This window comes from Flavobacterium saccharophilum (assembly GCF_900142735.1).
Taxonomy (GTDB): Bacteria; Bacteroidota; Bacteroidia; order Flavobacteriales; family Flavobacteriaceae; genus Flavobacterium; species Flavobacterium saccharophilum.
Genome location: NZ_FRBY01000002.1, coordinates 1,017,038 through 1,042,754 on the forward strand (window position 1 = coordinate 1,017,038; position 25,717 = coordinate 1,042,754).

Annotated in this window: 23 protein-coding genes; 17 read left to right on the top strand and 6 right to left on the bottom strand. The window is 34.0% G+C overall.

Translation table 11 applies throughout. The features are described 5' to 3' along the window. The first annotated feature begins 60 nt into the window (after nucleotides 1–60). From BUA98_RS09855 to BUA98_RS09865, 3 genes are all read left to right on the top strand, one after another. The gene (locus tag BUA98_RS09855; RefSeq protein ID WP_072971651.1) at nucleotides 61–1,920 is read left to right on the top strand and encodes an alpha-1,3-galactosidase-related protein; all 1,860 of its coding nucleotides are present in this window, start codon (nucleotides 61–63) and stop codon (nucleotides 1,918–1,920) included. A 160-nt stretch (nucleotides 1,921–2,080) separates the two neighbouring features. Next, nucleotides 2,081–3,382, top strand: a complete 1,302-nt coding sequence (locus BUA98_RS09860) for a DUF3472 domain-containing protein (protein WP_072971654.1) — start codon at nucleotides 2,081–2,083, stop codon at nucleotides 3,380–3,382. 26 nt (nucleotides 3,383–3,408) lie between these two features. Continuing rightward, nucleotides 3,409–4,788, top strand: coding sequence for a Gfo/Idh/MocA family protein (locus BUA98_RS09865; RefSeq protein WP_099049340.1), 1,380 nt, complete (start codon nucleotides 3,409–3,411; stop codon nucleotides 4,786–4,788). 74 nt (nucleotides 4,789–4,862) lie between these two features. Here the strand turns inward: BUA98_RS09865 and BUA98_RS09870 are convergent, their stop codons facing one another. The 5 genes from BUA98_RS09870 to BUA98_RS09890 all read right to left on the bottom strand — a co-directional run bounded on the left by BUA98_RS09870 (nucleotide 4,863) and on the right by BUA98_RS09890 (nucleotide 11,812). After that, nucleotides 4,863–5,264: an OsmC family protein gene (locus BUA98_RS09870; RefSeq protein ID WP_072971657.1), complete on the bottom strand. Its 402-nt coding sequence runs from the start codon at nucleotides 5,262–5,264 to the stop codon at nucleotides 4,863–4,865. Continuing rightward, nucleotides 5,264–7,336, bottom strand: a complete 2,073-nt coding sequence (locus tag BUA98_RS09875) for a LysM peptidoglycan-binding domain-containing protein (protein ID WP_072971660.1) — start codon at nucleotides 7,334–7,336, stop codon at nucleotides 5,264–5,266. The genes BUA98_RS09870 and BUA98_RS09875 overlap by 1 nt, the downstream gene beginning before the upstream one ends. 95 nt (nucleotides 7,337–7,431) lie before the next feature. Further along, nucleotides 7,432–9,348, bottom strand: coding sequence for a lytic transglycosylase (locus BUA98_RS09880; protein WP_072971663.1), 1,917 nt, complete (start codon nucleotides 9,346–9,348; stop codon nucleotides 7,432–7,434). Nucleotides 9,349–9,409: 61 nt separating this feature from the next. Continuing rightward, nucleotides 9,410–10,939 carry a glutamine-hydrolyzing GMP synthase gene (gene guaA, locus BUA98_RS09885; RefSeq protein WP_072971666.1) on the bottom strand — a complete coding sequence of 510 codons (1,530 nt, stop codon included), beginning with the start codon at nucleotides 10,937–10,939 and terminating at the stop codon, nucleotides 9,410–9,412. Nucleotides 10,940–11,098: 159 nt separating this feature from the next. Then, complete coding sequence (locus BUA98_RS09890) at nucleotides 11,099–11,812, bottom strand: hypothetical protein (protein ID WP_072971670.1); 714 nt, start codon at nucleotides 11,810–11,812, stop codon at nucleotides 11,099–11,101. Between the two features lie 322 nt (nucleotides 11,813–12,134). Between BUA98_RS09890 and BUA98_RS09895 the strand changes: the two genes are divergently transcribed. The 14 genes from BUA98_RS09895 to BUA98_RS09960 all read left to right on the top strand — a co-directional run bounded on the left by BUA98_RS09895 (nucleotide 12,135) and on the right by BUA98_RS09960 (nucleotide 25,116). Further along, on the top strand, nucleotides 12,135–13,055 hold the full coding sequence (locus tag BUA98_RS09895) for a DnaJ C-terminal domain-containing protein (RefSeq protein ID WP_072971673.1): 921 nt from the start codon (nucleotides 12,135–12,137) through the stop codon (nucleotides 13,053–13,055). Beyond that, on the top strand, nucleotides 13,048–13,353 hold the full coding sequence (locus BUA98_RS09900) for a chaperone modulator CbpM (RefSeq protein ID WP_086065223.1): 306 nt from the start codon (nucleotides 13,048–13,050) through the stop codon (nucleotides 13,351–13,353). The genes BUA98_RS09895 and BUA98_RS09900 overlap by 8 nt, the downstream gene beginning before the upstream one ends. Nucleotides 13,354–13,518: 165 nt before the next feature. Beyond that, a complete protein-coding gene (locus tag BUA98_RS09905) occupies nucleotides 13,519–13,902 on the top strand; it encodes a RidA family protein (RefSeq protein WP_072971679.1) in 384 nt (127 codons plus the stop codon). A 106-nt stretch (nucleotides 13,903–14,008) separates the two neighbouring features. Beyond that, entirely contained in the window at nucleotides 14,009–15,253 is a 1,245-nt protein-coding gene (locus BUA98_RS09910; protein ID WP_072971682.1) for a voltage-gated chloride channel family protein, read from the top strand. A gap of 284 nt (nucleotides 15,254–15,537) precedes the next feature. Beyond that, nucleotides 15,538–16,542 carry a DHH family phosphoesterase gene (locus BUA98_RS09915; RefSeq protein ID WP_072971685.1) on the top strand — a complete coding sequence of 335 codons (1,005 nt, stop codon included), beginning with the start codon at nucleotides 15,538–15,540 and terminating at the stop codon, nucleotides 16,540–16,542. Nucleotides 16,543–16,548: 6 nt separating this feature from the next. Further along, nucleotides 16,549–17,250, top strand: coding sequence for a gliding motility-associated peptidyl-prolyl isomerase GldI (gldI, locus tag BUA98_RS09920; RefSeq protein WP_072971688.1), 702 nt, complete (start codon nucleotides 16,549–16,551; stop codon nucleotides 17,248–17,250). A gap of 16 nt (nucleotides 17,251–17,266) precedes the next feature. Beyond that, nucleotides 17,267–18,343, top strand: coding sequence for a peptidylprolyl isomerase (locus tag BUA98_RS09925; protein WP_072971690.1), 1,077 nt, complete (start codon nucleotides 17,267–17,269; stop codon nucleotides 18,341–18,343). 40 nt (nucleotides 18,344–18,383) lie between these two features. Next, a complete protein-coding gene (locus BUA98_RS09930; RefSeq protein ID WP_072971693.1) occupies nucleotides 18,384–19,523 on the top strand; it encodes a peptidylprolyl isomerase in 1,140 nt (379 codons plus the stop codon). Between the two features lie 223 nt (nucleotides 19,524–19,746). Beyond that, complete coding sequence (locus tag BUA98_RS09935) at nucleotides 19,747–20,643, top strand: EamA family transporter (RefSeq protein WP_072971696.1); 897 nt, start codon at nucleotides 19,747–19,749, stop codon at nucleotides 20,641–20,643. An 87-nt stretch (nucleotides 20,644–20,730) separates the two neighbouring features. Next, nucleotides 20,731–21,087 carry a DoxX family protein gene (locus tag BUA98_RS09940; protein WP_072971699.1) on the top strand — a complete coding sequence of 119 codons (357 nt, stop codon included), beginning with the start codon at nucleotides 20,731–20,733 and terminating at the stop codon, nucleotides 21,085–21,087. 24 nt (nucleotides 21,088–21,111) lie between these two features. Further along, complete coding sequence (gene aqpZ, locus BUA98_RS09945) at nucleotides 21,112–21,819, top strand: aquaporin Z (protein ID WP_072971702.1); 708 nt, start codon at nucleotides 21,112–21,114, stop codon at nucleotides 21,817–21,819. Nucleotides 21,820–21,929: 110 nt separating this feature from the next. Beyond that, complete coding sequence (locus BUA98_RS09950; RefSeq protein WP_072971705.1) at nucleotides 21,930–22,757, top strand: sterol desaturase family protein; 828 nt, start codon at nucleotides 21,930–21,932, stop codon at nucleotides 22,755–22,757. Between the two features lie 120 nt (nucleotides 22,758–22,877). Next, complete coding sequence (locus tag BUA98_RS09955) at nucleotides 22,878–23,156, top strand: DUF2805 domain-containing protein (RefSeq protein ID WP_042563191.1); 279 nt, start codon at nucleotides 22,878–22,880, stop codon at nucleotides 23,154–23,156. 100 nt (nucleotides 23,157–23,256) lie between these two features. Next, nucleotides 23,257–25,116, top strand: a complete 1,860-nt coding sequence (locus BUA98_RS09960; RefSeq protein ID WP_072971708.1) for a M61 family metallopeptidase — start codon at nucleotides 23,257–23,259, stop codon at nucleotides 25,114–25,116. A 102-nt stretch (nucleotides 25,117–25,218) separates the two neighbouring features. On the opposite strand, the gene BUA98_RS09965 is transcribed toward BUA98_RS09960, so the two are convergent. Then, nucleotides 25,219–25,662, bottom strand: a complete 444-nt coding sequence (locus tag BUA98_RS09965) for a hypothetical protein (protein WP_072971711.1) — start codon at nucleotides 25,660–25,662, stop codon at nucleotides 25,219–25,221. Between the last annotated feature and the right edge of the window lie 55 nt (nucleotides 25,663–25,717).

The following is a 25,717-nucleotide window of genomic DNA, read 5'->3' on the forward strand; positions in this document are numbered from 1 at the left end:
CAAAGACTTTATTGAAGTACTAAGTGAGAGCTCCTTTTTCCCGATAATATAAAAATACTTATGCAAAAACTTTTTATAACATACATCTTATTTTCAGTTTTGACCTTTTGTGCCGCGCAAGAAAAGGTTAAAAGAATTAATGTAAAGGATTATGGTATTCTTGCTAATACAAAGGAAAATCTGACGGCAAAAGTCAATCAGCTTATTGAAGGAATAGGAAACGAATCAGTACAAATAATTTTTCCGAAAGGACGGTATGACTTCTATCCGGATTCCAAATATTACAGAACCTATTATGAGAGCAATACTTATGATGCCGACAGTCGAAAATTAGCTATACTTATTAAAGACAAAAAAAACATCATCATAGATGCGCAACAATCTGATTTTGTATATCATGGGCACATTCAGCCATTCACATTAGACAATGCAGAAAACATTAGTATAAAGAATGTAAACATCGATTGGGACGTACCTCTAACCTCCGAGAGCGAAGTTATTGAAGCAGATGAAAAACACATTTTAATGAAAATTGATATCGCTCAATCTCCATATAAAATCCATGAAAAAGGATTGACTTTCATAGGCGAAAATGCAAACGAAAACTGGGCTTTATCTGACGGTTCCTGGTTAATTGAATTTGATAAAAATCACATTATTCCAGCAAACACCGGCGATAATGGTTGTGTAAAAGGTGATCTGAAAAATGTAAAATACAGTGAAGTAAAACCCGGATTAGTATTAATGCAGGGCAATTTTACCAAAACTCCAAAGGTTGGAAATTTTCTGATCCTTAGACATGGTAGGCGCGATCATGCCGGAATGTTTTTATTTCATAGTAAAAACACCAAGCTCGAGAATATAAATGTATATCACACCTCCGGATTGGGTATTTTATCTCAATACTGCGAAAATATAGAAATGCGAAATGTAAATATGATTCCCAATCCACATAAAAATCGTTATCTCAGCGGCCACGATGATGGACTGCACTTTATGGGATGCAAGGGCGAAATCATAATCGACAATTGTGATGCACAAGGACTAATGGATGACCCAATTAACATTCATGGCACCTATGTACCTGTAATAGAAAAAGTAGATGACTTTGCTGTAAAATGCAAATTTGGACAAGATATGTCGCACGGATTATTATGGGCGGTTGTTGGAGACAAGGTTGGTTTTATTCAAAAGAAAGAAATGAATACATTTTCCTATGGAACTGTGGCAAGTTTTGAACCTTTAGATGTAGATCATTTCATCATCAGATTCAAAGAAAAAATTCCAGCTAATATAGACGCCAGCTTTGTTTTAGAAAACTTAAGCTGGACTCCAAATGCCACGATTACAAATTGTTTTGTAGGCAGCAACCGAGCGCGAGGTTATTTGATTTCTACACCAGGTAAGGTCATAATTGAAAACAACACATTTGAAACCAGTGGTTCCGCCATCCTTATTGCCGGCGATGCCAATTATTGGTATGAAAGTGGCGCTGTAAAAGATATAACCATTAAGAACAATGAATTTAGATTTCCATGTAATTCATCTAGTTATCAATTCTGTGAAGCTATTATCAGTATTTATCCTGAAATTCCGGAACCAAATGCTTTACACCCTTTTCATAAAAATATAAAAATCGAAAACAACAGCTTTAACCCATCAGATTATCCTATTCTTTATGCTGTATCGGTAGATGGATTAAGTTTTAAAAACAATACAATCACACGCAGTTTTGCTTTCACGCCCTGGCATCCGGGAAAATATAACTTCAGAATTGAGGCTTGCAAAAATGTAGAAATCAGTGGCAATAAAATAGGAGAAAATGTGTTAGGCAAAAATATTCTTCTCAAAGGAATGAAACGAGAAGAATTAAACTTAAAAAACAACGAATTAACCGTTGAAATACCAAAAGCAAACTAAAAATTTTAATCACTAAAAAAAATGATTTTTTAATACTAATAATGGAACTTTAATTCAAAACTCATAATTATTTTTAGAATTGTTTGTTTTTGAAGCCTCTCTAATTTGGTTCATTAGAGAGGTTATTTTTAAAATAAAAAACTTATATATCCATCAAAAAATGAAAAATTTCTATTACTTAATTCTCTCTTTACTAGTGTCATGCTCGTATGCCGAAAATAAAAAGGGAAATACAGATCCTCAGATGAAGATTTCGCTTCCTTTGGCCGGGAATGCTTTTAGCTCCAAACATATTGACGGAAGCAATACTATTACAGATAATGGCATTGAAAACTGGACAGATTCAAAGGAATATTTTACGGCTTATTTTAGAGTTTCAAAAGCAGGAAATTTTCAAATTACTGTAGAGGAATCTGTGGAAGTTTTTGGAAAAGCAGAACTTGAATTTTCAATAAACAAAGAATCAAAAAAAGTAAATTTTACTTCTTCTAAAAAAGCAGTAACGCTCGGAAACTGGAAAATCGATCATGAAGGATATGTAGCCATCAGAATAAAAGGAATCAGTAAAAGCGGGGATCGTTTTCCGTCTATTAACCGCCTTACTATTTCCAGCACAGACTACGATGGAAAAATCTCTTATGTACCAAATGATGAAGGAAATTTTTATCATTGGGGACGTCGCGGTCCTTCAGTACATTTAAACTATCAGGTTCCTGAAAGCACAAATGCAGAATGGTATTATAACGAAGTTACCGTTCCCGTAAACGAGGACAAAATTGGTTCTTATTTTATGGCAAATGGTTTTGGAGAAGGTTACTTCGGAATTCAGGTAAATTCGCCAACTGAAAGAAGGATTTTATTCTCAGTTTGGAGTCCGTTTTCGACAGATGATCCAAAGAGCATTCCAGATTCTCATAAAATTAAAATGCTGAAAAAAGGCGAAAAAGTACACACAGGTGAATTCGGAAATGAAGGTTCAGGTGGTCAAAGTTATTTGAAATACAATTGGAAAGCAGGAACGACTTATAAGTTTTTGCTTCACGGAATTCCACAAAACAACAATAGCACCAATTATACGGCTTACTTTTTTGCTCCGGAATTAAAAAAATGGCTTTTAATTGCTAGTTTTAACCGTCCTCAAACGAATACTTATCTAAAAAGATTCCATTCTTTTTTAGAAAATTTTGTTCCGGAACAAGGTGATTTATCCCGTCGCGTTTTATTTAATAATCAATGGATTTGCGATGAAAAAGGAAATTGGATCGAGGTGAATTCGGCTCGTTTTACTACAGATAATACTGGTGCACAAGGATACCGTATGGATTTTGCCGGAGGACTTGAAAAAGATTCTTTTTATTTAAAAGACGGAGGTTTCTTCAATAATTATACAACACCAAAAACAACATATACCAGACCTTTAAACAATAAAAAACCAGAAATAAATTTTAGTAACTTACCTTAAACAATTGATTAAAAAATAATTAAACCATGAAAACTACTATTTTAAAGTACATTTTGGTCTTTTGTCTTTTCTTCGGATGGACAATTGCATCAGCACAAATGATTAAAACCAAAACTCCTACTCGTCCAAAAGGTCAACAAGATGTTTTGCGTTTGGCAACAGCACCGCTTCCAACAGTTCGTGTGGCTTTCATTGGGCTTGGTATGCGCGGACCTGGAGCTGTCGAAAGAATGACACATATTCCGGGAGTTGAAATCGTTGCACTTTGCGATATGTTAGAAAAAAATACACAATCGGCAAATGAGATTTTAACAAAAGCCGGACTTCCAAAAGCTCAGGAATTTTTTGGGGATGAAAATGCCTGGAGAAAAGTTACGGCTCTTCCAAATGTAGATTTAGTATATGTTGCAACAGATTGGCTACATCATGCACAAATAGGTGTTCAGGCTATGAAAGATGGAAAGCATGTGGCTATTGAAGTTCCTGGTGCTTTGACTATGAAAGAAATTTGGGACTTAATTGATACTTCTGAAAAAACCAGAAAACACTGTATGCAACTTGAAAATTGTGTTTACGATTTCTTCGAGTTAACAACTTTAAATATGGCACAACAAGGTTTATTTGGAGAAATTCTTCATGCTGAAGGATCTTACATTCACGGTTTACAGCCTTTCTGGGGAGAATACTGGAACAACTGGAGAATGGATTACAACATTAAGCATCGCGGTGATGTTTATGCGACTCATGGTATGGGGCCAGCGTGTCAGGCATTAAATATTCACCGTGGTGACAAAATGAATTTCCTGGTTTCTATGGATACAAAAGCGGTTGGAAACCCTGCTTATATCAAAGAAAAATCAGGTAAGGAAATTAAAGATTTCAGAAACGGAGATCATACTATGACTATGATTCGTACCGAAAACGGAAAAACAATTCAAATTCAGCATGATGTAACTTCTCCGCGTCCTTACAGCAGAATGTATCAGGTAAGTGGAACTAAAGGTTTTGCAAACAAATACCCATTAGAAGGTTATGCTTTAGACGGAAAAGAATTAGGTGACGACGTTAAGCCAAATCATGAAAAATTAAGCGCACATTCGTTTGTTCCTGCAGAAGTAAAAAAAGCTTTGATGGAAAAATACAAACATCCAATCGTTAAAAATATAGAAGAACAGGCTAAAAAAGTTGGTGGTCATGGCGGAATGGATTTCGTAATGGATTATCGTTTGATCCACTGTCTTCAAAAAGGGCTTCCATTAGATATGGATGTTTACGATTTAGCAGAATGGTCTTGTTTAGGTCCATTAACCGAAATCTCTCTTGATAAAGGTTCTGCTCCGGTAGAAATTCCAGATTTCACGCGTGGAGGCTGGAACAAATTACAAAAATTAGAATTCTCAGAATAAATATTTTGGTTAGTTAGAACGAGAAAAGGGTACTTTTAGAAGTACCCTTTTCTTATTTTATAAAATTGTAAAAATTACTTCCAGTTAAAAGTAATTCGTTTTTCAATTTCTGAACTTAAACTTAAAAATACCGGACAAGTCATTCCAGCACGTTCCAGAATGGTTCTGCTTTTTGCATCTTCTACACCCTGCATGTCAAAAACAATCTCAATTGCGCCAATTCTTCTTGGTTCAGCGTTCATTATTTTAGTCACTTCAGCAGTCGAACCAATAAAATCAACGTTCAAATCGCGCGCTTTGATTCCCATAATAGTCATCATGCAACTTGCCAAAGCATTGGCAACAGTATCTGTTGGAGAAAAAGCTTCCCCTTTTCCATTATTATCTAGAGGTGCATCTGAAATGATTTCGCTTCCTGATTGCACGTGAATTGATTTTGTTCTTAAATCACCTAAATAGGTTACTTTTGATGTCATTAGTTTGCTACTTTTAAAGTTAAATCTGTGTCGTAATATAAAATGTACACTCCTTTGTTGGCGTGTCCTCCATCTTCTTTTTTGTAATATTGAAATTTATTGTCAACTTGTTCTGTTGTCATTAAATCAGCTGTTTCCTGATATGTTTTTCCTTGTACCAAACGCATCATTGTATCAAAAGTGACATCAAATCCTCTTGTTGCATAGGTATTTGGATTTACCTTATTTTTCAGGCGATATTCTTTTTCAAAAATCAAAACCCCTTGTTCATCACTTTCGCGCGTCACTGACGGATACATTAATTTCAGTTTAATTAAATTTTCAAAACTAATTTCATCCGTATCAAGTGTACTGTTTGGTTCTAAAATCACCAACTGCACTTGACATGATTTTTGGGCATCAAGCAAGGCTTTTATTGTCGTTTTAACCATTGCTGTATTTCCAGTTTCCATTACCACATAGTTCATTCTATTTGGTAATAATAAGCTTTTTAAATTCGCAACATCTAAACCTCCGGTTTCACTTAAAGCAGCAAATACAACTCCTTTTTGATTTTGTTTGATATAACTAATTACTGATTCTTTTTTCTTATCTACGACTGCTACAATATTTCCGTTTTTAGCACGCATATAATCAAAAATAGCATTTCTAACAACGTCGTTTGTTGGTATAGACTGATACAAATTATCGATTGGATTCGCGGTATCTTTTGACAATGGCGAGATCACAGGAACGTTATACAAGCGTAATGAATTAGCTGTCGTTTCAGCATTAGTCTGATAAAATGGTCCAATAACCGCACTCGCATCCTGCAATTTATTTTGAGCAATTAAACTTGAAACATTAGAAGCTGTTTTAGTTTCTCCTGAATCATAAATAGAAACATCAATTGGTAATTTTAAGGTTTTAGCCGAATCAATTGCCATCATAGCACCTGAATAAAAATCAAGTGTCATGTTCAAAAACTTATCATTTTTAATACGAGTAGCACTGCTTGTAGTATCGTTTTGCATTTTAGCTAAATTAAATGGCAATAACAAAACCATTTTTTTACGTTCTGTCTGCCCTCTTTTTTTAGTAAGTTCTACTACCTCAGGATTTGCAGAAACCGTTTCAGATTTTACTTTTTCTAAAACCGAAATACCACCACTACCTGCATTAGCAATTGGTTTCTCATCTGCCTTTTCAACTGGCACTGCTTGTGCAATAATTGGTGTTGGTGCCAAATATCCAGACGGAACTTTTAAAACCATTCCTTCTTTCACTCCTTCAGAAAGTGACGGATTCAATTCAGTCAATTCTTCCTGAGTAATATGAAACGTTCTTCCTAAGCTATAAAAAGTCTCTTTTGGCTTTACCTGATACTCCATATAAGTCGTAACTTTTTTTGGAGCTTCTACAGGCTTGGCAGCATGAGCCACTGGTGCTGAATTTTCTGTTTTAGGAGCGGTTCCTTTTATAGTCAATCGATATCCAACTGGTAAATTAGACACAATTTCCGGATTTCGCTTTTCTAAATCGGCTACGGTAGTATTGTATTGTTTCGCAATCGAAAACTTCGTTTCTTTTGCTACAACATCATGATAGATGTATTTTTCAGGCCCTTTAGTTGTTTTTGTAGCAGCAGAACTAGCTTTTGGAGCAGATCCTTTTCCCGGAATTACTAATTTTTGACCAATCTGAACGCCCGTTTTTTCAAGCCCAGGATTCGCCGCTTTTAAAGCTTCATCAGAAACACCATATTTTTTTTCGATACTGTAAAAAGTCTCTTTTGGCTGAACTTCATGAATTATTTCTTTTGAATTTGCAGCAACTTTTGTGCTAGTTGTTTCTGTTTTATTCGCAGTAACTTTACTAACAGTCGTCGGAATCAATAAAACCGTATTGGGTTTCACTCCATTTCTTGCGTCAGGATTTAACTGATAAATATCGTAAGGCGTGATTTTAAATTTTACGGCAATCTGATTAACAGTTTCCCCGCTAGAAACGGTATATTTTATCACTTTATCCTGCGAAAAGGCAGAAAAAGTAACAAAAAAAACTAGAGATAATAAGGCAAAATAATACTTCATAATATGGCTTAAACAATTTAATTTTTAATTCAAAAACAAGATACTAATTTTGATCAAAGCAAGATTCAGGCCACTTGTTAATTTTTATCCAATTATTATCTAAGGTCAATTTCTGCCTTTGCAATAATAATGTCTTTATATAACTCATCTTCCTCCTTTTTCTTGCATTTATATAAAACTTCTTCCATATTTTGGTATCTGTCTGAATAAACATAATACGAAAGGCTGTTAATATTAAAGAAAAAACTAGCATTAAAATCCCCAGAATCAATAAGTTTCATAATAAACTTATCTCTCGGTAACGCGTCTGTAAATATACCTAAAACTAAGTAATAGCCATTTGAAACTTCTTTAAGATTATCAAAAACTTCCACTTTAATTGTTTTGTCATTTTTAAGCGGATTTTCCTTCAGTTCCCGCTTCATTTCTTCTAAAGAAACTGTTTTTGAAACCTGGTCAGAAGTAGTTTTGCTTTGATTTTTTAATGCTTCATCCTGATATTTTTTCAATTTGATCAAAGCCAGTTTATCATCAAATTGACGGGCTTCTATACTGTAATAATTCGCTTTGCTTATATGTCGTTTTACCTCAATTTTTTTCTGGGTATCCAATGAATCAATTTTGGCAATCAAAAGCTGGTTTTGGGCATCACCTTGCTCCTGCTCAATTTTATAACGCTTTATTTCTTCTAAAGAAAGTCGTTGCTGCAATGAAGTAATATTATTATTTTTTTCGCTTTCGCGGATTTTCTTCTTGTATTCCTGATTTTCTTCGACAGCGATTTTTTCCACTTTATTCATTAAACCTGCATACGCTTTTCTGTTTTCCGCTAATTCCTTTTTTAATTGAGAAGACAATTCACTTGTTTTCCCAATACTTTCATACGATTGTTTCTCTAGTCGTTTCGATTCATCAACATTCAAAACATCCATTCTTTTCAATTCAACTAAATCATTATTCATCGTATTGACTAACGAATCTAATTTGGCCATCAAAATATCCTGCACATTTTTATTGGCTTCTAAAACCAAACGCAATTTTTCAACCGAATTTTCCTTAGAACCATTCATATCATTCAGATTGACTTTCAAATCATTAATCTTAATGATCTTTTGATTCATTTCTTTCTGAACAACAAGCCTGTCTTTTAAATCATCAATCTCAACTGTTTTGGCTTTTGTTTTTTCTACCACAACTTGTTTTTCGGCAAGTGCCAACATCAATTCTTCGCTTTCATTGGTGGGCTTAATCTCTTTTGTATTAATGGCTAATTTATTGCCAACAACCAATCCGTTTACAATTTCAGGGTTTTGAGATTCTAACTGATCAATTGAAATGCCGTATTTTTTGGCAATTGAAAATTTCGTTTCTTTCGCTTCAACAACATGAAAAATGGTTTCCTGATTGATAACACGAACTCTTCCATCCAACGTTTTTCTTTTGTTTGGAATAGCAATCGTCTGACCAATTTGTAATCCGTTTTGAAGCAATTCTTTATTCCCGTTTTCAAGATCCTGAACCGAAACATTGTATTGTCTGGCAATACTAAATAATGATTCTTTAGCAACTACCTGATGGCTTACTTTTGAAGAGGTTGCAACTTCAGTTTTTGGGAGATCTCCAGCGTTTTGTGGAATTACTAATTCCTGACCAATTTGAAGTCCGTTGTCCAAAATTTCAAGATTTGCGTTCTGGATAGCATCAACCGTAACCTTGTATTGTTTCGATATACCGTAAAGCGTTTCTTTTGCAGCAACTATGTGGGTAATTTGTTGCTTTTGATTTTGTTTCTCTGTCGGGTGGACTGGGATTTTAAGAACTTGATTGTCTTGGATTCCGCTTTGTGATTCAGGGTTGAGTTTGTAAATTTCATCAACAGAAACCTTATATTTTTGGGCAATAAAATAAGCGGTCTCCCCTTTTTGAATTTTGTGTTCAATAATTGAATCTTGTGCAATTATTTTGTTAAAAGACAAAATAAAGACAAGAGAAATCGTTAAAAGTTCTCTCATAAATAGTAGGTTTAAAAAATTAAGGCGTTACAAATGTAACGCCTTAATTTGAAAATTAGTACTATTCCCACTCAATTGTTGCAGGTGGTTTTGAACTTATATCGTAAACAACGCGATTCACGCCTTTTACCTTATTTATAATGTCATTTGAGACTTTCATCAAGAAGTCATAAGGTAAATGAACCCAGTCAGCAGTCATACCGTCTGTTGATTCAACCGCTCTAAGCGCTACTACTTTTTCGTAAGTACGTTCATCGCCCATCACACCAACAGAATTTACCGGAAGCAAAATTGCTCCAGCCTGCCAAACTTTATCATATAATCCCCAAGATTTCAATCCGTCAATAAAAACGGCATCAACATCTTGTAAAATCTGTACTTTCTCAGGAGTAATATCTCCTAAAATTCTAATTGATAATCCTGGTCCAGGGAAAGGGTGTCTTCCTAATAATTCAGGATCTATTCCTAAAGTAGCACCAACTCTACGAACTTCGTCTTTAAACAACATTCTAAGTGGTTCTACAATTTTTAATTTCATATAATCTGGCAATCCACCAACATTATGGTGCGATTTAATTGTTGCCGATGGTCCTTTTACAGAAACCGATTCGATAACGTCAGGATAAATAGTTCCTTGCGCCAGCCATTTTACATCTTCGATCAAATGTGATTCATCATCAAAAACTTCGATAAATACACGACCAATAGTTTTACGTTTGGTTTCAGGATCACTAATTCCGGCTAATTCGCCTAAGAAACGATCTCCTGCATCTACTCCTTTTACGTTCAATCCCATTCCTTTGTACTGATCTAATACATTTTGGAATTCGTTTTTACGAAGTAAACCGTTATTTACGAAAATACAGTATAGGTTTTTACCAATTGCCTGGTGTAATAAAACTGCTGCTACAGTTGAATCAACTCCTCCTGATAATCCTAAAACTACTTTATCATTACCTAATTTCTCTTTCAATTCTCCCACCATTTCTTCAACGAAAGCGTTTGGTGTAAAGTTTTGAGGAACTTCAGCAATATCTACTAAAAAGTTTTTCAGCATTTTTGATCCATCAGTAGAATGGAAAACTTCAGGGTGATATTGAATAGCATAAGTTGTTTCACCTTCAATTTTGTAAGCTGCATATTCTACGTCATGCGTGCTTGCTAATTTCACTGCATTTGTTGGTAAAGCTTTGATACTATCACTATGACTCATCCAAACCTGGCTGTTCTCTGAAACTTCGTTAAAGAAAACTTCATTCTCTTTAATATAAGATAAATTAGCTCTACCATATTCTCTGGTGTTCGAAGCTGCTACTTCTCCCCCGCTAAAGTGAGCTAAGTATTGCGCTCCGTAACAAACAGCCAACATTGGAAGCTTGCCTCGAATTTGAGATAAATCAGGATGTGGAGCGTCTTCTGCACGAACAGAAAATGGGCTTCCTCCTAAAATTACTGCTTTATAAGGTGATAAATCACTTGGAAAGTGATTGTAAGGGAAAATTTCGCAGAATATATTTAATTCGCGAACTCTACGCGCAATAAGCTGAGTATATTGCGATCCGAAATCTAAAATAAGTACGTTGTGTTGCATGCGCAAAAATACTTTTTATATTCGAATTTGAAAAATGGAATTTTGATTTTTTTTTCTTTAAAAGGTTCTGAGGTTCTGAGTCGCTAAGGTTCTAAGATTTTAGCTTCAAAAAAGAAAAACTTAGAACCTTAGTATCTTAGCAACTTAGCAACTTTAAAGTCACTCTTTCGTAACAAGAATCGACGCTTTAAATCCTGCGGCAAGATTATCCCAATAATCATTGGTCACAAGGGCTCCTTTATCATCATAAACCTGTATCTCAGCAGTGTTACCACCCAGCGAACCAATATTTAAAGCTTCAAAATCTAATTTATTAAAACCAATTGTGAGATTAATTTTTACTTCTTTAAAATTAGAATCCAGAAATATCTGATCTCTAATAATCGCATCATTTGACGAAACTTTTACCAAATCACCATCAATAGCACCAAAGTCACGGAATTTCACAATAAGATAATTGGATTTAGTTTTAAACTCTCCTAAAGAAATATTTTTCTTCACCAATGTTCCTCTGCCTTCCCTGAGTCCGGCATCTTTTAAAGCTTTATCCAGATCTTTTTCCATTTTAGCTACATAACGGTCGCCCGGATTAGCAAAGTCCGTTTCTGTAGACATGGTAAATTTACTTTTTTGCTCTCCTACCTGAAATTTTGATTTAGTCGTAATAGTATTATTATCATAAACACTTGGCGTTTTTATACTCGGTACCTCTGCTTCCGGGGCAGAAGGATCTAAAGTTTCAGGTTTCGGGATTTTTTTTGGTTTTGCACTAAACTTTGGAGCAGGAATACTCTTGAATTTAGTTCCAAATTCGGTTTGGGCTGATACTGTTACAGCGGTAAAAAATAATATGAAAAATAAAATGTGCTTCATTGAAAAAGTTTTATCGAATCGGCTTTTATAATTTTATAAAATAATAGTATAGCAAAGCAAAAATAGCATAATTTAATTACTGACTTTAACTTTAAGACTTTTATAACAATATATTAGGCTAAATTTTGGAAACAAAAAACTTGCCAAGAATTACTACTCTTTGAAATTAAAGTTCAATTTAAAAAATTCCAAATTCCAAACTAATTCAACTGCTATAAAAAAAATACGTTATTTTTTATTTAAAAAGAATTATATCACTTTGATAATTACGCACTTATTCCTAACTTCAAGACTTTAATTGAATTTTATAAAAACATATAAAATGGATTATATCGACTACTATAAAATATTGGACGTTACAAAATCAGCGACTGAAGCCGAAATCAAAAAAGCATATCGAAAACTGGCTCGTAAATACCACCCTGATTTGAACCCGAATGACAAAGAAGCGGAGAAAAAATTCAAAGAAATCAACGAAGCCAACGAAGTTTTAAGTAATCCAGAAAATCGTAAAAAATATGATAAATACGGAAAAGACTGGAAACATGCTGATGAATTTGAAAAAGCAGGTTACGATCCAAATCAACAACAATATTCGAGACAACAACAGCAAGGCAGCAATCAGGACTTTTCCGGCTTTGGCGGAGATTTTTCAGGAAGTGACTTTTCTGATTTTTTCAATTCGATGTATGGCGGAGGAGGAAGTTCCAGATCACAATCGAAGTACCGTGGACAGGATTTTAATGCCGAATTACAATTGGATTTAGCTTCTGCCTACACTACACAAAAGCAGAGTTTAACTGTAAATGGTAAAAATATCCGAATTACAATTCCGGCCGGTGTTGAAAATGGTCAGATTATAAAAATTCCAGGACATGGCGGACCAGGTGCAAACGGCGGACCAAATGGAGATTTGTATATCACCTTTAATATCGAAAACAATTCAGACTTTAAACGAGAAGGAAACAATTTGTATTCTGATGCAGATCTTGATTTATATACTGCCGTTTTAGGAGGCGAAGTTTTCGTGAATACTTTTGATGGAAAAGTAAAAGTAAAAGTTCCCGCTGAAACCCAAACCGGAACCAAAGTAAAATTAAAAGGAAAGGGATTTCCGGTGTACAAAAAAGAGAATCAGTTTGGCGATTTATATATTACTTATAATATCAAAACACCAACCACATTATCTCAAAAAGAAAAAGAATTATTTGAAGAATTAGCTAAAATAAGAAATCATGAATAGTAAAAACTTAATCCAGATAAAACAATTTTGCGTATACCACGAAATTGAAAATACCTTTATAACGGAGCTGAATAATTATGGTTTAGTAGAAATTATTATTCAGGAGGAAGATGAATATTTACATCAGGAACAATTGCCAGCCATCGAAAAAATGATTCGTATGCATTATGATCTCAAAATAAATCTAGAGGGAATTGATGCTATTTATAATCTGCTTAATAAAATTGAAGTTTTGCAGCAAAACTTAACAGCAACGCAAAACAAACTTCGCCTTTTTGAGCACTACCAAATTGAATAGGGATGCGAAATTTGTTCTTTAAATATCACAAAAAAGAATATTTTACAGATTGATTTCAAATAAATCTGTACTCTTTTCAGTTACATATTTTATAAATTGCAACCGTATTAACTAACCAGAATTGTTTTTAAAAATTGATGAAAATAATTCAAAAAAACAGAAGAAATGAAAAGAGAAAACATCTTGACAGGATCACCATGGGAAGACAAAATGGGATATTGCCGTGCAGTACGAATTGGCAATATTATTGAAGTTTCGGGTACTGTGGCTATTGTTGATGGCGAAAAAGTAAAAGCCGATGATGCTTATGCTCAAACTTATAATATTTTAGAACGTGTTGAAAAAGTACTTGAAGATTTGAATGTTGGAATGAAAGATGTCATTAGAACAAGAATTTTTACTACTAATATTTCGACTTTTGAAGAAGTTGCCAGAGCACACTCCGCTTTCTTTAAAGATGTAAAACCTACAACCGGTTTCTATGAAATCAGTAAACTGGTTGCCACTGAATATCTAGTTGAAATTGAATTTACAGCTGTTGTTCAGTAATTTTTTTCGCCACAAATTCACGAATTAATATTTTAAAAATATCAAAACAGATATTTTTTTCTAAATTCGTGAATTCGTGGCGAAAAATCTGCCCTTACATACATTAATGACTTCTCAAAAACTAAAAGAAATATTCCTAAACACTTTCAAATGGATTTTGATCTGTGTTTTGATAGGTATGTTGTCCGGATCTGCTTCAGCGTTTTTTTTAGTTTCACTGGAATGGGTTACACAATTTAGAGTTCATCACGACTGGATCGTCTGGCTATTGCCGTTCGGCGGATTAATTGTCGGATTCAGTTATTATTATTGGGGAGAATCTGTCGTAAAAGGCAATAATTTATTGCTGGAAGAATACGAAAATCCAAAGAAAGTTATTCCGTTTAAAATGGCTCCTTTAGTCCTTTTAGGAACTTTAATCACTCATTTATTCGGAGGTTCTGCAGGTCGTGAAGGAACTGCTGTACAAATGGGAGGCGCCATCGCAGATCAATTCACCAAACTTTTCAACTTAGATAATTCCGAAAGAAAAATATTGATTATACTCGGAATCAGTGCCGGATTTGCCTCTGTTTTCGGAACTCCTCTGGCGGGTGCCATTTTTGCTTTGGAAGTTTTATACTTCAGCAAAATTAATATCAAAAGTGCTATTTTATCTTTTATTGTTGCTTACGCCGCTTATTTTACTGTGGAATTTTGGCAGATAAAACATACCCATTATAGTATTCCTAATATTCCGGAAATTAGCCTGCACAATATCGTATATACTGCTATCGTTGGTGTTTTATCCGGTTTTGCTGCTTTATTATTCTCCAGAAGCACGCATTTTTGGGGTTCTCTTTTCTCAAAAAACATCAAATACCCTCCATTACGGCCTTTTATTGGCGGAATCTTTTTAGCCATTGCAATTGCAGGTTTCGGCTTTACAAAATTCTCGGGATTAGGCGTTCCAGTTATTGTAGATTCATTCTCACACCAAAATCAATGGTATGATTTTTTACTAAAAATTTTATTTACCGGATTTACTTTAGGTGCCGGTTTTAAAGGGGGAGAAGTGACTCCGTTGTTTTTTGTGGGAGCGACTTTAGGAAGTGCTTTATCAGGCATTATTCCAATGCCAATTGCACTTTTAGCCGGAATAGGATTTGTTGCCGTATTTTCTGGCGCAACTCATACTCCTATCGCCTGCACGATTATGGGAATGGAATTATTTGGAATTCAACCCGGAATTTTCATCGCAATTGCCTGTACAATTGCCTATTTTTCTTCAGGTTCTGTTGGGATTTATAAGTCTCAAATTGTAAAGGGAGCTAAATATAAGTTGTATCATAAGATAAATTCCAATTTTTAAATTGCTACGCCTGTTCGCTAACGCTCGAGTCCAAATTCCAATGGCAATGGCAATTTACAATCTATAATGAAATCCCAAATTTTAAAAATCCCAAATTCCAAAACCTACGAATCAAATTCCTTTGTGAATCTCTGTGAATTCTTAGCGAATCTCTGCGGAACAATAACACCCAATTTCACAATTCAAAACTAATAACTTATAACCAATAACTCACAACTAATAAAAGTGTGTTAATCTCCAAAATGTTTTCAACATTACATTAAAAAAATGTAAATTCGCACACTATGAAAATACAAGATATTCAGGCAATACAATTGTTGCTTGCGACTCCAAAGAAAATTGCAATTATACCGCACAGAGGACCAGATGGCGACGCTATGGGTTCTACTTTAGCACTATACCATTTTTTATTAAAAAACAATCACCAGCCAACGGTTATTGCTCCTAATGATTTTCCTGATTTTTTAGCCTGGCTTCCAGGTTCAGAAACCGTAAAAATATTTGAAAAAGATACTGAAAACTGTACCAAAATATTACAAGAAGCGGAGTTGATTTTTACACTTGACTTTAATGCTTTTCACCGTACAGGCGAAATGGAACATACTTTAGCAAAGTTAACTGCTCCATTTATCATGATTGATCATCATCAAAAACCTGATGATTATGCTGCATACACTTACTCTGATACATCTTTCGGATCAACTTGCGAAATGGTTTATAATTTCATTTCTTTTTTAAACAAAAAAGAAGATTTAGACAAAACCATTGCAACATGTATCTATACTGGAATTTTAACGGATTCCGGATCATTCCGTTTTCCGGGAACTACCGGAAACACGCACAGAATTATTGCCGAATTAATTGATTTAGGTGTTGAAAACACCCAGATTCCAGTATTATTATTTGATAATAGTTCCTACAGTCGTTTACAATTATTAGGACGTGCTTTACAGAATATGAAAGTATTTGAAGAGCATAAAACCTCTTATACTTCCCTTACTCAGGACGAACTTGACTCGTTTAATTATGTAAAAGGTGATACGGAAGGAATTGTAAATTACGGGTTAAGTATAAAAGGTATTGTTTTTACTGCTATTTTTATCGAAAATAAAGACGAGAAAATTATCAAAATTTCTTTCCGTTCACAAGGTGGATTTGATGTAAATCAGTTCGCCAGAGATCATTTTAACGGTGGAGGACATAGCAATGCTGCCGGTGGAAGATCCGATGTTTCGATGGAAGAAACTTTGAGAAAATTTGAAGATTTAGTAACTAAACTAAAAATATAACCTACTATGAACTACATAAAACTAAGCATTTACACGCTCCTTTTTGCTGTTTTATTGGTTAGCTGTAAACAACATGAAGATGCCAGAAGACCTATTTCGAGAGCTTCAGGATCGTTTATGAAAAAATCAGTTGATCGTAACAAGAAATTAATAGCAGACGAAGAGAATGTTATCAAGAAGATCATCAAAAGCAATCCAAAAGTAAAATATTATGCAACCAGAAAAGGCTATTGGCTTTCTTATGATGAAAGAAATCTAAACGAAACGCAAACTCCCAGAAAAGGAGATATTGCTTATTTCAATTTGGAAGTAAAAGACATGAAAGGCAACGTGATTTATTCAGAAGCTGATCTTGGCCCACAAACCTATTACGTAGACAAACAAGAAATTATGATGGGATTACGCGATGGTATCAAACTGATGCGTAAAAACGAAACCGTAACTTTCTTATTTCCATCACATATTGCTTACGGATATCATGGCGACAACAAAAAAATTGGCCCTAATGAATCATTAATCTGTACCGTTACCCTACGTAATTTTGTTCCAGATCCTGCAGCTCCAAAAACGGCAGTTCCAGCGACACAGACTCCAACAGTACAAACTGCAGCTCCAACAACATCTGGACAAACACCAAAACCTGTAGCAGCCAAACCTGCGGCAGTAAAACCAGCAGTTCAAACTAAAAAAGATACAATAAACCCATAAAAACAACATTTTAAAAATGAAAAAAAGTATTTTATTATTACTACTAGCCGTTACCTCATTTTATTCTTGTAAGGACGAGCATAGCAATTTGCCTGATGGTTTGTATGCTGATATTGAAACTAACAAAGGACATATCATTGTTGAATTGGATTATAAAAAAGCGCCAATTACAGTAGCAAATTTTGTAACCTTAGCAGAAGGTAAAAACGAATTTGTAACCAAAGAATATCTTAAAGGAAAACCATTTTATGATGGTTTAAAATTTCACAGAGTAATTGAAGATTTTATGATTCAAACCGGAGATCCTGAAGGAACTGGTTCTGGAGATACCGGATATAAATTTAAAGATGAAATCACTGATTTAAAATTTGATAAAGGCGGAGTTCTGGCAATGGCTAATAACGGGCCTGGAACAAATAGCAGCCAATTTTTTATTACGCACGTTGAAACTCCATGGTTAGATGGGAAACACACTATTTTTGGTCATGTAGTTGAAAAAGGACAAGAAGTAGTAAATCAGGTAAAACAGGACGATAAAATTGTTACAGTAACGATCATCAGAAATGGCGAAGCAGCTAAAAAGTTTGATGCTGTAAAAGTATTTCATGATTATTTTTCAGAAATAGCAAAAGAACAAAGTAAATATGCAGGAGTTCAAAAAGAAAAAGTGGAAGCTCTTGCTGTATTAAAAGCAAAAGCTACGAAAACGAATACTGGATTAGAATACGTAATTACTGAAAAAGGAACAGGAAAAAAACCTGCAACCGGAACTCAGGTTTACATTCACTATTCAGGTTTCTTAGAAAACGGAACCCTTTTTGATTCAAGTGTAGAAGAAGTATCTAAAACTTTTGGAAAATTTGATGCTGCAAGAGCTGAAGCAAAAGAATATCAGCCAATTCCTTTTACAGCAGGAAGTAAATCAGGTTTGATCCCTGGGTTTATTGAAGGAATTGAACAACTTTCATTTGGAGATAAGGCAGTTATTTTTATTCCATCTCATTTGGCTTATGGAGCAACTGGAGCCGGAGGTGTAATTCCACCAAATGCTAATATTGTTTTCGAAATTCAATTGTTAGAAAAACCACAATAATATATTTTAAAACTTATCATAGACTTAAATTCGGAATACAATGAAATTTAAATTTCTATTTTTATTTTGCCTTGCAATAGTAAACATTCAGGCTCAGACAACAAAAAAGCCTGTAACAAAACCTGCAGCAAAACCTCAAACAACAACAAAAGTAGCACCGAAAGCAGATCCAAATGATGGAATTTTTGCTACGATTTCTACAACAAAAGGAGATATTGTAGTTTCTTTAGAATATGTGAAAGCTCCGGTTACGGTTGCTAACTTTATCTCTTTAGCAGAAGGTAAAAATCCTAATTTAAAAGTGGAAAAATTAAAAGGAAAACCATTTTATGATGGATTAAAATTCCACAGAGTTATCAATGATTTCATGATTCAGGGTGGAGATCCTGATGGAAATGGTTCTGGAGGCCCTGGATATTCGTTTAAAGATGAATTTAGAGAAGAATTAAAATTTGATAAAGGTGGTATTTTAGCGATGGCTAATTCTGGCCCTGCTACTAACGGAAGCCAGTTTTTTATCACACATAAAGAAACACCGTGGTTAAACGGTAAACATACTATTTTTGGACATGTAGTTTCTGGAATGGACAATGTAAATAAAATTGTTCAGGATGATATTATGACGAAAATTACGATTACACGCAAAGGTGCCGCTGCAAAAAAATTCGATGCCGTTAAGATTTTAGCTGATGATGTCAAAAAAGAAGAAGCTAAAAAACTAGAAGGACAAAAAGTGATCAAAGATAAAGCAGCTTATTTTGCAGCAACAAAAGCAAAAGCGACTACAACAGCATCTGGTTTAAAATATTTGATAACACAAAAAGGAACTGGTGTAAAAGGTGCTGATGGATCAACAATTTACTTTCATTATGCCGGTTATTTTGAAGATGGAAATCTTTTTGACAGCAGTATGTCAGGTGTAGCAAAAGCGTACGGTAAATATGATGCCAGCAGAGATGCACAAGGCGGCTATAAAGCTTTTCCTTTCACAGTTGGTAAAAAAGACGGAATGATTCCAGGATTCATTGAAGCTTTAGCTATGATGACTGATGGAGACAAAGCAATTTTCTTCCTGCCATCAAATTTAGCTTATGGTGAAAAAGGTGCCGGAGGTGTAATTCCACCAAACGCTACTTTAATTTTTGAAATAGAAACTTATCAAAATCAACCTGTGAAGTAATTCATTCTGATTATTTTAAGTAAAAATACAAAGCCATCAAATCACAGAATTTGATGGCTTTTTTATTTCAAATCTTTTTTTAATATTCTGATAAATCTTCAATTTAAGAGAGAAATAAGCCTCCAAAACAATAGCAATAATACTGTTTACAATCATTTTCTGCCAAATCTTAAACAAAATAGCTTACCTTTGCCGGCTTAAATTTTTTAAAAAACAAATTCAGATGTCACAAAACAATGTATTAAAAGGAGTGTTTTTAGTTGCTTTAGGAGCTACAACTTACGGAATGTTAGCCACTTTTGTAAAAATGGCCTATTCTGAAGGATATACAACTGCCGAGGTAACAACTTCTCAATTTGTCTTGGGGATTATTGGAATTCTGTTAATTAATGCATTCCAAAAAATAAAAAATAAGGGTACTGCTGTAAAAGCTACTCCAAAGAATATTTTTAGCTTAATGCTCGCTGGGACTTCTTTAGGAATGACAAGCTTGTTTTATTATTTGGCTGTAAAATATATTCCAGTTTCTATTGGAATCGTTTTATTGATGCAAACGGTTTGGATGGGCGTTTTACTAGAGATGATTTTAGAAAAAAAACTACCTTCTAAACAAAAAGTAATTGCTGTTTTTATTGTCCTTATTGGAACTGTTTTGGCTACTAACATCATCAATAATGATATAAAATTAGATTGGAGAGGACTGGCCTGGGGAGTAATGGCTGCGGCCTCTTTCACCACAACTATGTTTACCGCAAATCGTGTTGCTACTGAAATTTCATCAGCGCAACGTAGTTTATATATGCTTTTAGGAGGTGCGATAATTGTGTTTTCATTTGCATTTGTTACTCAGGTAACACCATTCAACCTTGAGATTTTTATGAAATGGGGAATTGTACTGTCTTTATTTGGTACTATCATTCCTCCTATGCTTATGAATGCAGGTTTTCCGTTAACAGGAATTGGTTTAGGAAGTATTGTTTCCGCTTTAGAATTACCTGTTTCGGTTATGATGGCTTATGTCCTTTTAAACGAAAAAGTGATCCTTTCTCAATGGGTTGGAATTGTTTTAATTATCCTGGCTATTATTATAATGAATGTAAATTTTAAACGTAAAAATTAGTTCCTTTTATATGATCTTAAAAAAAAGCCTCTTGTAATGTTATAATTGTTAATTTTTTTATAAATTCGTGATAAACAATACGATATCATGAATCTACCCTGGCATTTATATTTAATGGCTTTTCTGTATATACTTGCTGGAATTAATCATTTTAGAAGTCCCGGAATGTATCTCCGAATCATTCCGCCCGCATTTAAAAATCCCAAATTAATAAATACTTTAAGTGGAGCTGCCGAAATACTTTTAGGTACTCTCCTATTGTTTCCTTTTTCAAAAAGATTTGCTGCATGGGGAATTATAGCATTATTGATTGCTATATTTCCTGCTAACCTATTCATGTTTCAAGATAAAAAAGCTGGTTTCGGCTTGCCAAAATGGATTTTATTTGTACGTTTGCCCTTACAAATTGTTTTGATTTATTGGGCTTACCAATATACATTCTAACATTAACCATTAAATTATTTTACTATGAAAAAATTATTTGCAGAATTTTTCGGAACCTATTGGCTGGTATTTGGAGGTTGCGGAAGCGCCATTTTTGCTGCTGGAATTCCCGAATTAGGAATTGGATTTGCAGGTGTAGCCTTAGCTTTTGGTTTAACTGTATTAACAATGGCTTATGCTGTTGGGCATATATCGGGCGGGCATTTTAATCCTGCTGTATCTTTTGGTTTATGGGCTGGTGGAAGATTTCCTGCCAAAGATTTAATTCCATACATCATCGCACAATGTGTAGGTGCAGTTGCGGCAGCAGGAACTTTGTACACTATTGCATCAGGAAAAGCCGGTTTTGCCATTGATAATACTAAAGCCGGAGCATTTGCATCTAATGGTTTTGGTGCATTTTCTCCAGATGGATACTCACTATCATCAGCTTTTATTGCTGAGTTTGTATTAACCTTGTTCTTCTTATTAATCATTTTAGGAGCAACCGATAAGTTTGCAAACGGAAGATTCGCCGGTATTGCGATCGGATTAGGTTTAACTTTAATTCACTTAATAAGCATTCCAATTACCAATACCTCTGTAAATCCTGCAAGATCATTATCACAAGCTGTTTTTGTTGGTGGAGAACCACTATCTCAGGTTTGGTTGTTTTGGGTTGCACCAATTTTAGGAGCAATTGTGGCTGGTTTTATTTATAAGTCCTTGCTTCAGAATCACGACGCAGCGTAATTTTTTACTCAATTATAAAATTTTAAGAGAAAATCAAATATATTTATATTTGATTTTCTCTTTTTTTATTGCTTTATTTTGATGAATAACCTCCTTTAAAATGCATTGCCATGAATGATATCATTGCTTATTTCAGTACAATTCCATCTTCGCACCGAAGCCTGATTCTGGTTGGGGGAATCACTATTTTTTGGTTAATTGAGAATACATTCCCCTTATTTCAGATGCAATACCGAAAATGGCATCATGCGGGAATCAACTTTTTCCTCACACTTACTACCATTATTGTCAATTTTGTTTTAGCCTTTATTTTGATTAAAACTGCTAGTTGGACTACAGAGAATCATTTCGGAATTCTTCAATGGCTGCCTGAAATTCCAATTTGGTTGTACACTATTATCGGGCTGCTTCTTTTAGATTTAATTGGCGCTTATCTGGCACACCTTGTTCAGCATAAAATAAAATTTCTGTGGCGTTTTCACCTTATCCATCATACTGATACCTGGATCGACACTACAACGGCTAACAGACATCATCCGGGTGAAAGCATAATCCGTTTTTTATTTACCACTGCAGGTGTTTTAATTGTGGGAAGTCCGATGTGGATGGTTTTTCTATATCAATCTTTATCCGTTGTCGCTTCTCAGTTTAATCATGCCAATATTTCATTACCAACTAAATTAGATATTTTTCTGAGCTACTTCATCGTATCTCCCAATATGCACAAAGTTCATCATCATTATGTTTTGCCTTATACCGATAGTAATTATGGTAACATTTTTTCCGTTTGGGATCGGCTTTTTGGCACTTTTACCACTCTGCCCAAAGAAAAATTAATTTATGGAGTTGATACTCATATGGCGCCCGAAGAGCATAACAAATTGAAAAATTTATTGCAAATTCCGTTTCAAAAATCAAGATCAATAAAAAACAGTTAAAATCATTAAAAAAAACATCCCTGATCGAACCAACTAATTATTTTTTTTATTAATATTGATACTTAAATTGAAAATCAATCTATTAATCATTAACCCCTATTTTGAATTAATTTTCACGTGATGAAAAAGAGTAACCGCAAAGAGTTGAGCTGGGAACAAACGGAAAAACTTGTTTCGCTAGCCTTGGAAGAAAGAAATCCATTTGAAATTATTAAGAAAGAATTTGGATTGGCAGAAAAAGAAGTTTTGGAAATCATGAAAAAGAAAATGCCGCTTGAAAAATTTGAAATGTGGAAAAAGAAGGCTATTGCAAATAAACCAAAACCGAAACCAGTTAAAATAGATGATTTTGATGAGGATTTGGATGGCAAATATTATATAAAAAACAAACTCGACTAGTATAAAACTCCTGTAATTCAGGAGTTTTTTTTATTTTTATATAAGTATTGTAACAATTTTCAATTTTATCAGTCAAATACACATAACTAAACGCGAACAAATGAAAAAAATAATTTACACCTTAGCTCTTGCTGTAACACTATGGAGCTGTAAAACTGGTAGTACATCGGGCGCTGCAAAAAGCAACACTGTAGATGTAAACATCAATCTTGTCGATGTAAAAGACGACAAAGTTTTGGTAACCGTTACTCCTCCTGCAATTAAAACAGACGAAATTATCTACAGTATTCCAAAAACAGTTCCTGGAACTTATTCTACTGATAATTACGGAAAATATTCAGATGGTTTTAAAGCTTTTGATGCTAAAGGAAATGAATTAACGGTAAAAAGAATTGACGATAATTCATGGTCTATATCGAATGCAAAAACATTAAAAAAGATTACTTATTTAGTTGGAGATACTTTTGATACTGAAAAAGGAACGGGATTTGGTAATGACGACGTTTTTTCGCCAGCAGGAACTAATATTAATGCAGGAGTTAACTTCATGGTTAACACACACGGTTTTGTAGGTTATTTTAAAGATAAACTAGATGTACCTTACAATGTTACCATAACACACCCTGAAACATTATGGGGAGCAACTTCAATGACTGATGAAGATGCTAGCAAAACAAGTGATGTTTTTAAAACTCCTCGTTATGCCGTTTTGGTAGAAAATCCAATTATGTACTCTAAGCCAGATTACACTACTTTCAACGTTAATGGAATGGATATTTTGATTGCTGTTTATTCTCCAACAGGAAAATTTACTGCAGAAAGCATTACTCCGGAAATGAAAACGATGATGACGGCTCAGAAAACCTTTTTAGGAAAAGTAAATGCTACTAAAAAATACACCGTTTTATTGTATTTATCAAGCATGGCTAAAGATGACGCACATGGTTTTGGAGCTTTAGAGCACCCAACTGCAACTACAGTTGTTTTACCTGAATCTATGCCAAAAGAAAAATTAGTAGAATCGATGAAAGATGTTGTTTCTCATGAATTTTTCCATATTGTGACTCCACTTACCATCCACTCAAAAGAAATTCAGTATTTTGACTATAATGCACCTCAAATGTCCGAACATTTATGGATGTACGAAGGTGTAACGGAATATTTTGCGAATCTTTTTCAAATCAATCAGGGTTTAATTAATGAAGCTGAATTTTACACTCGTATTGCTGACAAAATTGAACAGGCAAAACGCTTAAATGATACAATGTCGTTTACTGTAATGAGTAAAAATGTTTTAGAGCAACCTTATAAAGATCAATACTTAAATGTATACCAAAAAGGCGCTTTAATTGGTATGTGTATTGATATTATCATTAGAGAAAAAAGCAACGGAGAAAGAGGAATCCTTGATTTAATGCATAAATTAGCTAATGAATATGGTGTTGAAAAACCATTTAATGACAATGAACTTTTTGCAAAAATTACCCAATTGACTTATCCTGAAGTTGGTGAATTCTTAACTAAATATGTGGCTGGAACTACTCCAATTCCTTATGATTTTTATTTAGCAAAAGTAGGCGTAACAAAAGCAACTGAGAAAAAACCAGGATCAATTTTCATTAAAGGGCAAACTCCTTATATTGGTGTTGACAAAGCAACGAAAGCGATCAGTGTACGTGCAGATATTGACCTGAACGTATTCTTTACTAATTTAAATCTTAAAGGTGGTGATGGAATTGTTTCTATTAACGATAAAGCTTACAACTTAGATAACATTTATGATCTAATTGGAGAAAGTGAAAACTGGAAAGAAAACGATCCAATCACAGTTAAAATAAAACGTGCTGGTGTGGAACAGACTATCAAAGGAACTGTGAAATTACCATACGAAGAAACAGAAACTTTTAAAGCAACAGATGCTTCTAAAGAGAAACTTAAAAATGCATGGTTGAAAGGATAATTGTTCTTTTAAAACATAAAAAAACCGACAAGTGATTGTCGGTTTTTTTATTCTCATTTTTTGTCATTTCGACGAAGGAGACTCGAAATGACAATATTGTATTTATTTCTTTACCGGAAATTTCCAGTCAAATTCGTCTTTGTCATTAATGATCGCACCAACTTCGAATTTTACAACTTCATCAAATTCCGTTTGAAGAATAAACCAATTGTCTTCATTGAAATAGTTTTCGAAAGTATCAAAAGTTTCCTGAGTGTATTTTGTGATTCCTTTTGTTGCTAAATCTTTCTTTACATCGGCAATTTTTCTTCCGATAATCTTAAATCCAAAAACTTCTAAATCATTGCTTGATGCTACTAAATATCCTAACTTAAGTTCTTCTTCTTCATAAAATGTTAATCTGATTTTATGCGCATTATAAACGAAAATCACATTATCATCTTCGTCTTTATAGTTTTTATCAGGTTTGCCAAAAACAGCTGTAACATCATTTTGCTTCATTCCGAAAAGCAATTTATCAATTCCTGATTTTAGATTTATTTTCATAATTCGTGTCTTTTATTTGAGATGCAAATTTCGTGAAGTTTTTTCAAAATCTGTC

Excerpts from the sequence above, each read along its gene's own strand:
- BUA98_RS09855 (WP_072971651.1), top strand. The coding sequence starts at position 61 with ATGCAAAAACTTTTTATAACATACATCTTATTTTCAGTTTTGACCTTT.
- BUA98_RS09860 (WP_072971654.1), top strand. The coding sequence starts at position 2,081 with ATGAAAAATTTCTATTACTTAATTCTCTCTTTACTAGTGTCATGCTCG.
- BUA98_RS09865 (WP_099049340.1), top strand. The coding sequence starts at position 3,409 with ATGAAAACTACTATTTTAAAGTACATTTTGGTCTTTTGTCTTTTCTTC.
- BUA98_RS09870 (WP_072971657.1), bottom strand. The coding sequence starts at position 5,264 with ATGACATCAAAAGTAACCTATTTAGGTGATTTAAGAACAAAATCAATT.
- BUA98_RS09875 (WP_072971660.1), bottom strand. The coding sequence starts at position 7,336 with ATGAAGTATTATTTTGCCTTATTATCTCTAGTTTTTTTTGTTACTTTT.
- BUA98_RS09880 (WP_072971663.1), bottom strand. The coding sequence starts at position 9,348 with ATGAGAGAACTTTTAACGATTTCTCTTGTCTTTATTTTGTCTTTTAAC.
- guaA (WP_072971666.1), bottom strand. The coding sequence starts at position 10,939 with ATGCAACACAACGTACTTATTTTAGATTTCGGATCGCAATATACTCAG.
- BUA98_RS09890 (WP_072971670.1), bottom strand. The coding sequence starts at position 11,812 with ATGAAGCACATTTTATTTTTCATATTATTTTTTACCGCTGTAACAGTA.
- BUA98_RS09895 (WP_072971673.1), top strand. The coding sequence starts at position 12,135 with ATGGATTATATCGACTACTATAAAATATTGGACGTTACAAAATCAGCG.
- BUA98_RS09900 (WP_086065223.1), top strand. The coding sequence starts at position 13,048 with ATGAATAGTAAAAACTTAATCCAGATAAAACAATTTTGCGTATACCAC.
- BUA98_RS09905 (WP_072971679.1), top strand. The coding sequence starts at position 13,519 with ATGAAAAGAGAAAACATCTTGACAGGATCACCATGGGAAGACAAAATG.
- BUA98_RS09910 (WP_072971682.1), top strand. The coding sequence starts at position 14,009 with ATGACTTCTCAAAAACTAAAAGAAATATTCCTAAACACTTTCAAATGG.
- BUA98_RS09915 (WP_072971685.1), top strand. The coding sequence starts at position 15,538 with ATGAAAATACAAGATATTCAGGCAATACAATTGTTGCTTGCGACTCCA.
- gldI (WP_072971688.1), top strand. The coding sequence starts at position 16,549 with ATGAACTACATAAAACTAAGCATTTACACGCTCCTTTTTGCTGTTTTA.
- BUA98_RS09925 (WP_072971690.1), top strand. The coding sequence starts at position 17,267 with ATGAAAAAAAGTATTTTATTATTACTACTAGCCGTTACCTCATTTTAT.
- BUA98_RS09930 (WP_072971693.1), top strand. The coding sequence starts at position 18,384 with ATGAAATTTAAATTTCTATTTTTATTTTGCCTTGCAATAGTAAACATT.
- BUA98_RS09935 (WP_072971696.1), top strand. The coding sequence starts at position 19,747 with ATGTCACAAAACAATGTATTAAAAGGAGTGTTTTTAGTTGCTTTAGGA.
- BUA98_RS09940 (WP_072971699.1), top strand. The coding sequence starts at position 20,731 with ATGAATCTACCCTGGCATTTATATTTAATGGCTTTTCTGTATATACTT.
- aqpZ (WP_072971702.1), top strand. The coding sequence starts at position 21,112 with ATGAAAAAATTATTTGCAGAATTTTTCGGAACCTATTGGCTGGTATTT.
- BUA98_RS09950 (WP_072971705.1), top strand. The coding sequence starts at position 21,930 with ATGAATGATATCATTGCTTATTTCAGTACAATTCCATCTTCGCACCGA.
- BUA98_RS09955 (WP_042563191.1), top strand. The coding sequence starts at position 22,878 with ATGAAAAAGAGTAACCGCAAAGAGTTGAGCTGGGAACAAACGGAAAAA.
- BUA98_RS09960 (WP_072971708.1), top strand. The coding sequence starts at position 23,257 with ATGAAAAAAATAATTTACACCTTAGCTCTTGCTGTAACACTATGGAGC.
- BUA98_RS09965 (WP_072971711.1), bottom strand. The coding sequence starts at position 25,662 with ATGAAAATAAATCTAAAATCAGGAATTGATAAATTGCTTTTCGGAATG.